Source organism: Vogesella oryzagri, from assembly GCF_040148885.1.
GTDB lineage: Bacteria > Pseudomonadota > Gammaproteobacteria > Burkholderiales > Chromobacteriaceae > Vogesella > Vogesella oryzagri.
Genome location: NZ_JBEFLD010000003.1, coordinates 300,428 through 313,265, shown reverse-complemented (window position 1 = coordinate 313,265; position 12,838 = coordinate 300,428). Strand labels below are relative to the sequence as shown.

Genomic DNA, 12,838 nt, shown 5'->3' with positions numbered 1-12,838 from the left:
GCGGCCAACATCGCCGCCGGTTATCACACACCTCTATTTGCAAAAGGTTTAATCAATACTTGTCATAGTCATGATAGGGCAGATGCCGGCCAGCGTGCGAATTGCCTGCGGCAAGGCGGGCCTAGCGCGGCCGACAGCACTGCCCACCACTACGACGGGCACGCCGTCACCTGCACCATGCTGCTGGCCAGCCGCGACGGCACCGTATCCACCAGAAAGTCGATAAAGGCGCGTACCGCCGGGATCAGGTGGCGGCGGCCGGTGAAGGCCAGGTGCAGGATGCCGTCCGGCGTGCTGTAGCCGGGCAGCAGCCGCTGCAGGCGGCCATCGGCCAGCGCATCGTGGCACACCATCAGCGGCAGCAGCGCCACCCCGCTGCCGGCAATCGCCGCCTCGCGCAGCACCAGCAGATCGTCGGTCATCAGCCGTGGCGCGGGGATATCCACCTTGTACAGCTGCCCCACTTCGTCCAGCAGCGGCCACTCGGCGCGGCCATCTGGGCGGCTCATCACCAGTGCCGGCCAGCCGGCCAGCGCCCCCGGCTGCTGCGGCTGCCCCAGCACGGCGATCAGTGCCGGGCTGGCCACCAGCGCGCTTTCACTCTGCGACAACGGTCGCGCCACCACGCTGGCGCTGTCGTCCAGCTTTTGCCGTACCCGCAGCGCCACGTCGATGCCGTCGTTGATCAGATCGACGCGGCGGCCGGTCACCTCCAGCACGATACGCACCTGCGGAAAGCGCGCCATGAACTCCGGCAGCACGCTGGACAGCAGCGACTTGGCCAGCAGCTCCGGGCAGCTGACGCGCACCAGCCCGCGTGGCTCGGCGGTGTGACGGGCGATGGTTTCTTCTGCCGCCTCGGCCTCGGCCAGCATCGCCTGGCAGTGCTGGTAGTACTGCGCGCCGACCTCGGTCAGCGCCAGCCGCCGCGTAGTGCGCTGCAGCAGCCGCACGCCGATGCGGGTTTCCAGCTCGGCCACCCGCCGCGACAGCCGTGATTTGGGGATGCCCAGCTGGCGACTGGCGGCATTGAAGCCGCCGTGCTCCACCACCCTGGCGAAGAACAGCAGATCATTCAGGTCCTGCATGGCAATTATCCCACCAGTAGAACAATGAATCCGATTTTAGCTAACTAGTGCCGGATTGGTAACAAACTTAAAGTACACCCATCGCCGCAGTGCGCGGCACATTCACCCCAACGGAGCCGCACCATGAAAATCCTGCACATTGATTCCAGCATCCTCGCCGCCAACTCGGTATCCCGTGGCCTGACCCAGGCACTGGTCGACACCCTGCAAGCGCGTCACGGCAAGACCGAAGTGATTCGTTACGATCTGGCACAGCAGGAGATTCCGCACCTGTCCGGCGAGATCCTCGGCGCGGCCTTTACCGACCAGGCCGACTGGAGCGAGCTGCAGCGCAATGAAGCCGCCCGCAGCGAGCAACTGATCGGCGAATTCCTGGCGGCCGAGATCCTGATCATCGGCGCGCCGATGTACAACTTCTCCATCCCGTCGCAGCTGAAGGCCTGGATCGACCGCGTGGCCGTGGCCGGCCGCACCTTCAAGTACACCGAAAACGGCCCGGTAGGCCTGGCCGGTGGCAAGAAGGTATACGTGGTGTCGTCCCGTGGCGGCGTGTACAGCAATGAACAGGGCAAGCTGATGGACTTCCAGGAAGACTACCTGAAGACAGTGCTGGGCTTCCTCGGCATCAGCGATGTGCAGTTCATCCGCGCCGAAGGCGTGGCCATGGGTGGAGATGCCCGCGAAGCGGCGCTGACCGCCGCCAAGGCCGCCATCGCCGCCGCCTGATGGCACTGACGCGGCAGGGCCTGCTCCTGCCGCGGCTCTCTCTCCTCTGTCTGCTTGTGCCCCGCCCGTGCGGGGCATTTTTGTATCCGCAATCACCACCAGCCGGCGCATGCGGCCAACCTTGCTGCCGCCGGCGGCCCAGAAAACAAAACCCGCTGCCGGGGCAGCGGGTGGAAGGGGCCAACCAGCGGCAGTGCGCTAGACCACGGCCGGCAGATACTGGCGCCAGCCGTTGCGCCCCGCGGCCTTGGCCTGATACAGCGCCGCATCCGCCTGCTGCAGCAGGCTGTCCTCGCTATCCTGTCCGCCTTGCGCCAGCGCGATGCCAGCGGAAAAAGACAAGCCGCGCAATTCACCACTGGCACACGGCAGGCGGCTGCCACTGTAGGCCGCCTGCAACGCGCGCAACAGCACCTCCACCTCGTCCGGCGTGCGCTGCGGCAGCACCAGGCAGAACTCCTCGCCACCGTAGCGGGCGACGATGTCCTCCGGCTGCAGCAAGCCGGCAAACAGGCCGGCAAACAGCTTGAGCACCGCATCGCCGCTGGCGTGGCCGTGTTGATCGTTGACCGCCTTGAAATGATCCAGATCGATCAGCACCACGCACAATGCCTGCCCGCCGCGCTGCGCCCGCTGCAACAGCTGTGGCAGGCGCTGATGCAGATAGCGGCGGTTGTACAGCCCGGTCAGCGGATCGCGGCTGGCCTGTTCATGCAGCTGCGCCTGCAGCTGCTCCACCTCGCTCATGCGCACCGCCAATTCCAGGTTGAGCTGGTGCAGTGCATTGCGCGCCACTTCGGCCTCGCCCTGGCGGCGCAGCGCCAGATCGCGCTCGTAGGCCACCCGCTCCGCCGCCAATTTGAGCTGCAGCGTGCGCTGCATGAAAAAGCGATAGCCGAGGAACACCAGCGCCAGCAGCAGCACCGACAGCACCCAGTACACCGACATCGCCGAATCGCGATACAGCAGTGCGCGCTGCTGCCAGGCACCGGAGCTGTCGCCGCCCATGGTCATCACGCTGCGGTCGGCCAGCAGAAACGACAGCCACAGGAAGGCCAGCACCCCGCCCAGCGATGTCAGCGCCACCAGCAGCGCCCAGCGCGGCTGCAATGGTGACTGGCCCGCGGCCTGCGGCCAACGTTGCTGCCGCCAGCGCAGCAGCCACGGCGTCAGCAACAACAGTGGGCCGCAGGTGGTGATGCTTTGCAGAAAGTTGCCGGACCACCAGCCCTGCCACACCGCGAACGCGCCCATCGCCGACAGCTTGTTGCTATAGCTCCAGATGAACGAACCGGTGGCGCTGGATACCGCAGAAATGAAGCAGATAGTGACGAAGAACAGCAACGATGCCAGCGACGACGGCACATAGCGCACATTCACATGCTGGTACACCAGCGCCATCACCAGCAGTCCCAGCGGGTTGGCAAAGGCAAACAGCAGCGCCCAGCCGGGCGGCAGGCCGGACAGAAAGGCCACCAGCAGCGTGGAAAGGTAGGCCAGGCTCGCGCCCCAGACGTAGCCGAACCACAGCACCCACAGCGTGGCGATGGTCAGCGGCGGGTAGATGCTGACCACGAATGACAGCCCGCCATAACTCACGCTGTAGCCATACCAGCCCCCGTACAGCTGCACCACGCCCAGCCACAGACAGGTGGCCAGCGACAGCAGCCAGGCCAGCGCCAGCTGCCAGCGCCCGCGGGATGGCGTCCGCAACACGGTTAGCGGCAACGGCTGGTAAAAGCCGTTCGCCAAGGGCACCGCACTGCTGGCGGTCGGGGTACTACTCAAGGCTGAATGCATGGGGAGTGGCATTTCGATAACAGCACGGCATCAATATACGAGCTCGTATTCCAGTGTGACAAGCTGCCGCAATCGACAACACCATGAGCCAAACAGGGGCATCGCGCACCAGCATGACGCCTGACTAGCCGCCCGTCCAATGCCTGCATCATTTCGGGGCACAATCGGGATCGTTGCCCGCCGCTTCCCGCCACAGACACTGGCACAGCCCTTGCTGAACCAGTCATGACGATGAACAGCAGGAGACCGCGCCATGCATGCCCTGACCTTGCCCGAAGCGCACCACTATGACGAAATGCTGCTCGCCAGCGGTGGTATCCGCCCGCACTACCGCGACTTTGCCCACTGGCTGCACTCGCAGTCGCCGCAAACCCTGGCCCGCAAGCGCGCCGAAGCCGACCTGATGTTCCACCGCGTCGGCATCACCTTCGCCGTGTACGGCGACGATTCCGGCGCCGAGCGGCTGATTCCCTTCGACAGCGTGCCGCGCATCATCCCCGCCAGCGACTGGCGCACCCTGGAAGCCGGCATGCGCCAGCGCGTCACCGCGCTGAACGCCTTCCTGCACGACATCTACCACGAGCAGCACATCGTGAAGGCCGGCATCATCCCGGCCGAGCAGGTGTTTTCCAACAGCCAGTACCAGCCGGCGATGCAGGGGCTGGACCTGCCGCACCGCATCTATGCGCACATCACCGGCGTGGACGTGATCCGCCACAACGACGGCAACTTCTACGTGCTGGAAGACAATCTGCGCGTGCCATCCGGCGTGTCCTACATGCTGGAAAACCGCAAGATGATGATGCGGCTGTTCCCGGAACTGTTCGCCAGCCACGCGGTGGCACCGGTGCAGCACTACCCCACCCTGCTGCTGAACACCCTGCGCCACGCCAGCCTGGCGGAAAACCCCACCGTGGTGGTGCTCACCCCCGGCCACCACAACAGTGCCTACTTCGAGCACGCCTTCCTGGCGCAGCAGATGGGGGTGGAACTGGTGGAAGGCCAGGACCTGTTCGTGAAGCACAACCGCGTGTACATGCGCACCACCGCCGGCCACAAGCAGGTGGACGTGATCTACCGCCGCATCGACGACGCCTTCCTCGACCCGCTTGCCTTCCGCGCCGACAGCATGCTGGGCGTGCCGGGGCTGCTGTCGGTCTACCGCAGCGGCGGCGTGATCCTGGCCAATGCCATCGGCACCGGCGTGGCGGACGACAAATCCATCTACCCCTACGTGCCGGACATGATCCGCTTCTACCTGAGCGAGGAGCCGCTGCTGCAGAACGTGCCCACCTGGATGTGCCGCCGCCCGGCGGAGCTGGACCACGTGCTGAACAACCTGGCCGAGCTGGTGGTGAAGGAAGTCCACGGCGCCGGCGGTTACGGCATGCTGATCGGCCCGGCCGCCAGCAGCGCCGAGATCGAGGACTTTCGCCAGCGCATCCTCGCCGACCCGGCCAACTACATCGCGCAGCCCACGCTGTGCCTGTCGTCCTGCCCCACCTTCGTGGAAGCCGGCATCGCGCCGCGCCACATCGACCTGCGCCCCTTCGTGCTGTCCGGCCGCGAAATCAGCATGGTGGCCGGCGGGCTGACCCGCGTGGCGCTGAAGCAAGGCTCGCTGGTGGTGAACTCGTCGCAGGGCGGCGGCACCAAGGACACCTGGATTCTGGAGGACTGATCATGATGCTCTCGCGCACCGCTTCCCAGCTGTACTGGATGAGCCGCTACATGGAGCGCGCCGAAAACCTGGCGCGCCTGCTGGACGTGACCCACAGCCTGTCGCTGCTGCCGCAATCCCGCGGCGGCGCCGACATTGCCGCCGCGCTGGCCACCACCGGCGCACTGGACGCCTGCCGCGCCCGCCACCCGCAGCTTGCCGCCGCCGACGTGCTGCACTTCATGACCTTCGATGCGGCCAACCCGGCCAGCATCATCAGCTGCCTGAAATACGCCCGCGAAAACGCCCACGCCGTGCGCGGCAAGATCACCGGCGAGATGTGGGAAAACATCAACGCCAGCTGGCTGGAAGCACGGCAGATGGCGGCCGAGGGCCGACCGCTGGCCGGCTTCTTCGACTGGGTGAAGGAGCGCTCGCACCTGTTCCGCGGCACCACCTATGGCACCATCCAGCGCAACGACGCGTTTTCCTTCATCCGCCTCGGCACCTTCCTGGAACGCGCCGACAACACCGCGCGGCTGATCGACGTGAAATCGCACCTGGTGGGCCACGAACTGGATGACAGCGCCGCCGACTTCTACCTGTGGGGCGCGCTGCTGCGCTCGCTGGGCGCCTTCGAGGCCTACCACGAGCTGTACCGCGACAGCCTGAGCGCGCGGCGCGTGGCCGAGTTGCTGATCCTGCGTCCGGACGTGCCGCGCTCGCTGCGCGCCTGCGTGGACGAGATCGCCGAACTGCTGCCGCGCATCCAGGGCGACACCGGCCACCGCGCCAAGCGCCTGGCCGCCACCCTGCATGCCGAACTAAGCTATGACCTGATCGACAGCATCCTGGCCGGCGGGCTGCACGCCTACCTGGCGCAGTTCCTCAGCCAGATCCACGCGCTGGGCGATGCGGTGCATGGCGCCTACCTGGAGGCGGCATGAGCGAGCTGATCATCCGCGAGGCGACCCCGGCCGACGCTGCCGCCATCTGCGACATCTACAACCCGTATATCGAATACACCACCATCTCCTTCGAGGAGCAGCCGGTTCAAGTTACCGACATGGCGGAGCGCATCGCCGGCACCCAGGCGCAGGGCCTGCCGTGGCTGGTGGCCGAAACCGAGGACGGCGAGCTGTTCGGCTATGCCTACGCCAGCCGCTGGCGTGCGCGCCCGGCCTACCGCCACAGCGTGGAAGCCAGCATCTACCTGCGCCAGGCCACCGTAGGCCAGGGCCTGGGCAAGCTGTTGTACCGCGAACTGCTGCAACGGCTGACCGCGCTGGGCCTGCGCACCGTGATCGGCGGCGTGGCGCAGCCCAACCCGGCCAGCGATGCGCTGCACCGCGCGCTGGGCTTCAAGCAGGTGGCGCTGTTCGAACAAGTTGGCCGCAAGTTCGGCCGCTGGCTGGACGTGGCCTACTGGCAACTCTCCCTTGGAACCTGACTTACGATCTCGCGAGCTAAAGCGAGACAAGGCGAAAGCAGCTGAGGAAGCGGAATTGACAAATCGTCAATGAGCATTTCGAAGATGCTTTCAACGCCGTATCGCTGACGCGCAGCAGATCGTAAACCGCTTAGCACTTCGCAGGAGGCTTTATGCAACTGACCATCGATCACGAAACCGTCTACCACTACGACGCCACCGTCAGCCACAGCACCCAGTACCTGCGGCTGACGCCGCCGCAAACAGCGCATCAGCGCATCATCAGCTGGCAGCTGGAGCTGCCGGTGGCCGCCAGCGAAAGCACCGATGCCTACGGCAACATCCTGCACGTGCTCACCCTGGACACCCCGCACAGCGAGATCCGCCTGCGCGCCCACGGCGTGGTGGAGACCAGCGACCACTGGGCGGACGAGGCCGAGGCACTGCCGCCACCGGTGTTCCTGCGCGGCAGCGCGCTGACCGAACCGGACGATGCCATCCGCGCGCTGGCGGCCGGCCACGCCGTCGCCATTGCGGCCAACCCTGAAGCAGGCCTGATCGCGCTGATGCAGGCGGTGGCCGACGCCATGCCCTACACCAGCGGCATTACCGCAGCAGAAACCACCGCGGCACAGGCCCTGGCGCTGGGCGCCGGCGTGTGCCAGGACCACAGCCACGTGTTCATCGCCGCCTGCCGCAGCCTGGGGCTGCCGGCGCGCTATGTCAGCGGCTATCTGCTGACCGATCGCAACGCCCACGTCGCCAGCCATGCCTGGGCCGAGGTGCATGCCGATGGCCGCTGGCTGGGCTTCGACATCAGCAACCGCCAGCAGCCGGACCGCCACCACCTGAAGCTGGCGGTGGGGCTGGATTACACCGATGCCAGCCCGGTACGCGGCGTGCGCCGCGGCGGCGGCAGCGAGGCGCTGCAGGCGCATGCACGGGTGACGGAGGCGGATCAGCAATGACCTACTGTGTCGGCATGGTGCTGGACGAGGGGCTGATCTTTGCCTCGGACTCGCGCACCAACGCGGGGGTGGACCACGTCGCCACCTTCCGCAAGATGAACGTGATCGCGGTGCCGGGCGAGCGGCAGATCGTGCTGCTCAACGCCGGCAACCTGGCCACCACCCAGAGCGTGGTGAGCCTGCTGAAAAGCCGGCTCAGCCACGATGCGGCCAACCTGCACACGGTCAGCAGCCTGTACCAGGCGGCGGAGCTGGTTGGCCGCACGGTGCGCGAGGTGATCGCCCGCGATGGCGACGGCCAGACCCAGTCGCAGGGCGTGGACTACGGCTGCAGCTTCCTGGTCGGCGGCCAGATCAGGGGCGAGCCGCCGCGGCTGTTCCAGGTCTACCCGCAGGGCAATTTCATCGAGGCCACGCCGGATACGCCCTATCTGCAGATCGGCGAGGCCAAGTACGGCAAGCCGATTCTCGACCGGGTGATCCACCACGACACGCCGCTGGCGCAGGCGATCAAGTGCACGCTGATTTCCTTCGATTCCACCATCCGTTCCAACCTGTCGGTGGGGCTGCCCATCGACCTGCTGTGGCAGCAGCGCGACGACTTCGATTTCGCGCCGCGCCACCGCGTCACCGAGGACGACCCGTACTTTCTGGCGCTGCGCCAGGGCTGGGGCGAGGGGCTGCGCAGCGTGTTCAGCCAGCTGCCGGACGCGCTGTGGTTCAAGGATGGCTATCAAATCTAGCGCCCCAGCGCGGCCGCCAACGGGGGCGCCATGCCCCCGCCCGCCTGAGCGCATCCGCCCCGCTAGCGTTCCGGCTTGTCGCTCATGGTCTTGAGGTTGGCCTGCAGCGCCGCGCTCATCGGCATGGCCAGCAGCGTGCCCTTGGGCGGAATCGGCATCTCGAACCAGCGGTGATACAGGCGGGCAAAGCGACCGGACTGCATCAGGTTGGCAATGGCGCCATCCACCAGCGCCTTGAAAGCCGGATCATCCTTGCGCAGCATGCAGGCATACGGTTCCACCTGCAGCGTCTCGCCCACCACTTCCAGCGCCGCAGGGTTGGCCGCAGTAGCACGCAGGCCGTACAGCAGGATGTCGTCCAGCGCCACCGCCGCCGCACGGCCCTGTTCCAGCAACGCCAGCGACTCGGCATAGTCTTTCGCCGGCAACAGCTGCATGCCCAGGCCATGCTGTTCGCTGTACTGGCGGATCACTTTCTCGTTGGTGCTGCCGGCGGTGGTGGCCACCGTCTTGCCGGCCAGATCGGCATAGCTGCGGATATTGGCCTCCTTGTTGGTCAGCACCCGGGTGCCGGCATAGAAGTAATTGATGGAGAAGGCAACGTCCTTGTTGCGGGCGACGTTGTTGGTGGTGGAGCCACACTCCAGGTCGTAGCTGCCATTCATCAGCATGGGGATGCGCGTCTGCGAGGTCACCGGGATGTACGCCACCTGCAGCGCCGGGCGCTTGAGCTGCCGGCGCACGTCATCGATCACCGCCTCGGTCAGGTCGACGGCAAAGCCCATGATGTTGTTGCCATTGACCACGTAGCTGAACGGCACCGCTGCCTCGCGGTACGACACGGTGATGCGGTTGCTGTCCGCGATCTTCTGCAGGGTATCGGCACGGCTGACGTTGCCGCTGGTCGCCAGCCCGACAAGCAGTATGGCAGTGAGTGTAAGCGGGGGTTTCATGTTGTTCCTTTCGTAGATAAAGCGCACTCCCCCTCCCAAAAGGTCCAGCCAGTACCGGCAAGGTGCTGCGTCCTGCTGGCAGCGGCTGTCGCCCCCGCCCAGACCCCTGTATGCCCGTGGCCGGCGCCCTGCTGGCGGCGGCCGCATATCTATCACTACATCCTTGTCCGGTGCGGCGGCCAGGCACCCTGGCCGCTGCTGTTTCACTCTAGGTGCCGCTTGGGCCAGCGCCATGATGCAGGTCAAACGGCAGTGCCGGCCCGGACTGACTGCTAGTGGCCGGCATGCGGCCAACCTGGCGGCATCAGCCCAGGTAGCGGGCGATGTCCACTTCATCGATCTGCTCGGGCTGCAGATAGCGCCGCGCATACTGCAGGTACACACCGGAGGTAAGAAACAGGTCGAACAGCAACGGGTCGATGTGCCGCCGCAGCTTGAAGCCGCTGAGGATGTCGATGGCCTCGGACAGCGTTTTGGCCCGCTTGTACGGCCGGTCGGAGGCGGTCAGTGCCTCGAAGATGTCGGCAATGGCCATGATGCGCGCCGGCACCGACAGTTGCTCGCCGCTGAGCTGGCGCGGGTAGCCGTTGCCGATCAGGGTTTCGTGATGGGTGCCGGCGTATTCCGGCACCCGCTTCAGGTATTTGGGCAACGGCATCTGCTCCAGCATCACGATGGTCTGGATGATGTGCTCGTTGATCTTGAAGCGTTCTTCTTCGGTCAGCGTGCCGCGGCTGACGCTGAGGTTATACAGCTCGCCCTGGTTGTACAGGTATTGCGGCACGCTGAGCTTGAAGCCGTAATGCGCATCGAACGCCTTGCTCGGCGGGCGCTGAAACAGGTGCTGCGGCTTGTCCGCCAGCAGTGGCTCCACCGCGGGCAGCGGCGGCTGCGGCACATCGGCACAGCGCAGTTGTTCTTCCGCCGACAGCCCCAGCCGGTCGTCGAAGTGGCGCTCCCAGGTCTGGGCGGCAATGCGCTGCAGCCGTGCGATGTGCTCCGGCGCCATGGACTCGCCGCCCTGGTTGCACTCGGCGATAAAGGCAAAATCCTCCTGCAGCTCGGCTTCGCGCGCCGCCAGTCGGGCATCGGCATCGGACGGCCGCTCGCCGCGCAGGTAGACCGCCTCCCAGCGCGCCAGCCGTGCATCGCGCAGCAGCACTTCGAAGCGGGTGCGGATCTCGTGCAGGCGGTTGTAGATGGTCTCCAGCTTGGTAGCCTTGTCCACCACGTACTCCGGCGTGGTCACCTTGCCGCAATCGTGCAGCCAGGCGCCGATGCGGAACTCGCGCCATTCGTCGTCGCTGTGAAAATTGAACGCGGCCAGCGGGCCTTCTTGCACCGCGCACGCCGCCTGCGCCAGCAGGATGGCCAGCTCCGGCACCCGCTCGCAGTGGCCGCCGGTGTAGGGACTCTTGGTGTCGATGGCGCCGGCGATGATCTTGATCATCGCGTCCATCAGGTTCTTCTGCGCCTCCACCAGATTCTGGTTTTCGATCGCCACCGCAGCCTGCGCCGCCAGCGCCTCCATGAACGGCAGCAGTTTGCGGTCGAACGGAATCAGCGCCTTGCTGTAGGTGTCGCGGGCATCGAACAGCAGCACCACGCCGATGATGTCGCTCTCGCTGAGCCGCATCGGCACCGCCAGCGTGGCGTGCGCGCTGATGCCGGCGCTCGCCAGCAGCTGCCGGGTATTGGCCGCCAGCTGGCGCGGGTCGGTGGCCAGATCGTCGATGAACATCGACTGCCCCTTGCCCAGCACCAGGCCAGGCAGCGTAAGGCTGTCCGCCAGCGCATCGTCGGGCAGCGGCAGCTCCGCTGCCGGCAAGGGTGTCGGGTAGGTGTGCAGGGTGAACTGCAGGGTGTTATGCCCGCTGCGCAGCAGCACCGCGGCGCCATCGCAGTAGCTGATCTCGCAGGCGGCATCCAGCGTAGTGCGCAGCAGTGCCACCCGCTGCTGCAGCTTACCCTGCGCGATGCCGCTTTCCACCAGGCTGGCCAGCTTCACCCGGGCATCGGCCAGACTGGCGATCATATTGCTGATGATCAATGTGCTCATTACCAGCGCAAAGGCAATGCTGACGCTGACAGCATCGAACAGCAGCCCGGCAACATGGAACAACACCAGGCCGCTGCCCGCCAGCAGCAGCGTCAGCAGCACGATCAGCACAAAGGCCCGCTGCGGCCGCAGCTTGATCTGCCGTACCAGCGCGTGGTCCTCGCGCGGCAGATGCCACAGCAGCAGGCTGCCCAGCAGCCAGGCCAGCGCGAGTTCCGCCCAGATGAACCACCACGGCCGCTGCAGAAAGTCGCCGTCAAACAGCGCCTCCATCAGCTGTGCCTGAATCTCGGTGCCCGGCACCAGCTCCTGCAGCGCGGTGTAGCGCATGTCGTTGAGACCGGAGCCGGTCAGGCCGATGAGCACCAGCTTGCCGCGCAGCATGGCCGCATCCACCCGCCCCTGCAGTACGTCCACCGCCGACACGTAGCGCTGCATGCCGGTGCTCAGCCGGGCATAGTGCAGATAGATTTCGCCATTGCCCAGCGTGGGTACGGTGAGATCGGCTACCTGCAGCGCGGCCACGCCATGCGGCCCGGTATGCACGCTGATGCGCGAGGCGCCGCTGCCCACCCGGAACATCTCCAGCGCCATCGACGGCACCAGCTGCTCGCCTACGCTGGCCAGCAGCGACAGCCGGCGCACCCCGCCGCTCTGCGCCTCCAGGCTGAGCAGCGCCTGCCCCTGTCCGGCCGCCTGCAGCTGCGGCAGGCTGGCCAGCACGTGCGGATAGTGGCGCACATAGGGCCGCGGGTCGGCGCCCTGCCGCTGCAGTGGCACGCTGCGCATGCCTTCTGAGGTGGTGTAGGCCGGATAATCGAAACCGGCGGCCCCCAGCACCGCGGGCCCCTGCTGCAGCGCCTGCGCCAGCAGCACATCGTTGCTGGGCAAGGCGCGCAATGCGCTGCCCAGCGCCTGGTACTGCGCCGGCAAACGCGCGGCCAGCTGCGCCGGCGAGCTCTGATCGGCCTCCGGCATGTAGATATCCAGCCCCAGCGCCGCCGGCTGCCCGGCATTGATGCTGCGCACCAGTGCGGCCAACCTGTCGCGCGGCCACGGCCATTGCCCCAGCAGTTTCAGGCTTTTTTCGTCGATGGCGACGATGGTCACCGGCTGGCTGTGCGGCTGCCGCGGCAACAGCGTCTGGTAGCTGTCAAACAGCCAGCCGCGCGCAGCCGACAGCGGGGAGCCCAGCACGGCGATCGCCTGCAGCAGCGGCGCCGGTAGCCGCTGCTGCCAGCTGACCGGCAGGTCGGTGCCCAGCTGCAATAGCAGCAGCGTGACCAGCAGCAGCGCGGCCACAGGTTGGCCGCGTGAGCCGATCAGCCAGCGGCGCAGCCAGTTTTGCGATGGTTTGATGCCTGCAAGCATGATCGGCCAGCCCTGTCGTGCTGCAAAAATAAGGGGTTAGC

At 66.4% G+C, this 12,838-nt stretch carries 10 protein-coding genes; 6 read left to right on the top strand and 4 right to left on the bottom strand.

Annotated elements, in window-relative coordinates; translation table 11 throughout:
• Positions 1-149 precede the first annotated feature (149 nt).
• Positions 150-1,088, bottom strand: a complete 939-nt coding sequence (locus ABNW52_RS06725) for a LysR substrate-binding domain-containing protein (protein WP_349585678.1) — start codon at positions 1,086-1,088, stop codon at positions 150-152.
• 123 nt (positions 1,089-1,211) lie between these two features.
• Between ABNW52_RS06725 and ABNW52_RS06720 the strand changes: the two genes are divergently transcribed.
• Positions 1,212-1,814 carry an FMN-dependent NADH-azoreductase gene (locus ABNW52_RS06720; RefSeq protein ID WP_349585676.1) on the top strand — a complete coding sequence of 201 codons (603 nt, stop codon included), beginning with the start codon at positions 1,212-1,214 and terminating at the stop codon, positions 1,812-1,814.
• A gap of 198 nt (positions 1,815-2,012) precedes the next feature.
• Here ABNW52_RS06720 and ABNW52_RS06715 read toward each other — a convergent pair whose 3' ends face one another.
• Positions 2,013-3,602, bottom strand: a complete 1,590-nt coding sequence (locus ABNW52_RS06715) for a sensor domain-containing diguanylate cyclase (RefSeq protein ID WP_349585674.1) — start codon at positions 3,600-3,602, stop codon at positions 2,013-2,015.
• Between the two features lie 265 nt (positions 3,603-3,867).
• Here ABNW52_RS06715 and ABNW52_RS06710 point away from each other — a divergent pair, with 265 nt between their 5' ends.
• The 5 genes from ABNW52_RS06710 (at position 3,868) to ABNW52_RS06690 (ending at position 8,414) form a co-directional block, all read left to right on the top strand.
• Positions 3,868-5,295 (top strand): circularly permuted type 2 ATP-grasp protein, encoded by a 1,428-nt coding sequence (locus ABNW52_RS06710; RefSeq protein ID WP_349585672.1) that lies wholly within the window; start codon positions 3,868-3,870, stop codon positions 5,293-5,295.
• A 2-nt stretch (positions 5,296-5,297) separates the two neighbouring features.
• Positions 5,298-6,221, top strand: coding sequence for an alpha-E domain-containing protein (locus tag ABNW52_RS06705; RefSeq protein ID WP_349585670.1), 924 nt, complete (start codon positions 5,298-5,300; stop codon positions 6,219-6,221).
• Positions 6,218-6,724 (top strand): arsinothricin resistance N-acetyltransferase ArsN1 family B, encoded by a 507-nt coding sequence (locus ABNW52_RS06700; RefSeq protein WP_349585668.1) that lies wholly within the window; start codon positions 6,218-6,220, stop codon positions 6,722-6,724. Before ABNW52_RS06705 ends, ABNW52_RS06700 begins: the two co-directional genes overlap by 4 nt.
• 152 nt (positions 6,725-6,876) lie before the next feature.
• Positions 6,877-7,671: a transglutaminase family protein gene (locus ABNW52_RS06695; RefSeq protein WP_349585666.1), complete on the top strand. Its 795-nt coding sequence runs from the start codon at positions 6,877-6,879 to the stop codon at positions 7,669-7,671.
• Positions 7,668-8,414 carry a proteasome-type protease gene (locus ABNW52_RS06690; protein WP_349585664.1) on the top strand — a complete coding sequence of 249 codons (747 nt, stop codon included), beginning with the start codon at positions 7,668-7,670 and terminating at the stop codon, positions 8,412-8,414. The genes ABNW52_RS06695 and ABNW52_RS06690 overlap by 4 nt, the downstream gene beginning before the upstream one ends.
• A gap of 62 nt (positions 8,415-8,476) precedes the next feature.
• On the opposite strand, the gene ABNW52_RS06685 is transcribed toward ABNW52_RS06690, so the two are convergent.
• Positions 8,477-9,367: an amino acid ABC transporter substrate-binding protein gene (locus tag ABNW52_RS06685; protein WP_349585662.1), complete on the bottom strand. Its 891-nt coding sequence runs from the start codon at positions 9,365-9,367 to the stop codon at positions 8,477-8,479.
• 304 nt (positions 9,368-9,671) lie between these two features.
• The gene (locus ABNW52_RS06680) at positions 9,672-12,797 is read right to left on the bottom strand and encodes a CHASE2 domain-containing protein (RefSeq protein WP_349585660.1); all 3,126 of its coding nucleotides are present in this window, start codon (positions 12,795-12,797) and stop codon (positions 9,672-9,674) included.
• Between the last annotated feature and the right edge of the window lie 41 nt (positions 12,798-12,838).

Excerpts from the sequence above, each read along its gene's own strand:
- ABNW52_RS06725 (WP_349585678.1), bottom strand. The coding sequence starts at position 1,088 with ATGCAGGACCTGAATGATCTGCTGTTCTTCGCCAGGGTGGTGGAGCAC.
- ABNW52_RS06720 (WP_349585676.1), top strand. The coding sequence starts at position 1,212 with ATGAAAATCCTGCACATTGATTCCAGCATCCTCGCCGCCAACTCGGTA.
- ABNW52_RS06710 (WP_349585672.1), top strand. The coding sequence starts at position 3,868 with ATGCATGCCCTGACCTTGCCCGAAGCGCACCACTATGACGAAATGCTG.
- ABNW52_RS06705 (WP_349585670.1), top strand. The coding sequence starts at position 5,298 with ATGATGCTCTCGCGCACCGCTTCCCAGCTGTACTGGATGAGCCGCTAC.
- ABNW52_RS06700 (WP_349585668.1), top strand. The coding sequence starts at position 6,218 with ATGAGCGAGCTGATCATCCGCGAGGCGACCCCGGCCGACGCTGCCGCC.
- ABNW52_RS06695 (WP_349585666.1), top strand. The coding sequence starts at position 6,877 with ATGCAACTGACCATCGATCACGAAACCGTCTACCACTACGACGCCACC.
- ABNW52_RS06690 (WP_349585664.1), top strand. The coding sequence starts at position 7,668 with ATGACCTACTGTGTCGGCATGGTGCTGGACGAGGGGCTGATCTTTGCC.
- ABNW52_RS06685 (WP_349585662.1), bottom strand. The coding sequence starts at position 9,367 with ATGAAACCCCCGCTTACACTCACTGCCATACTGCTTGTCGGGCTGGCG.
- ABNW52_RS06680 (WP_349585660.1), bottom strand. The coding sequence starts at position 12,797 with ATGCTTGCAGGCATCAAACCATCGCAAAACTGGCTGCGCCGCTGGCTG.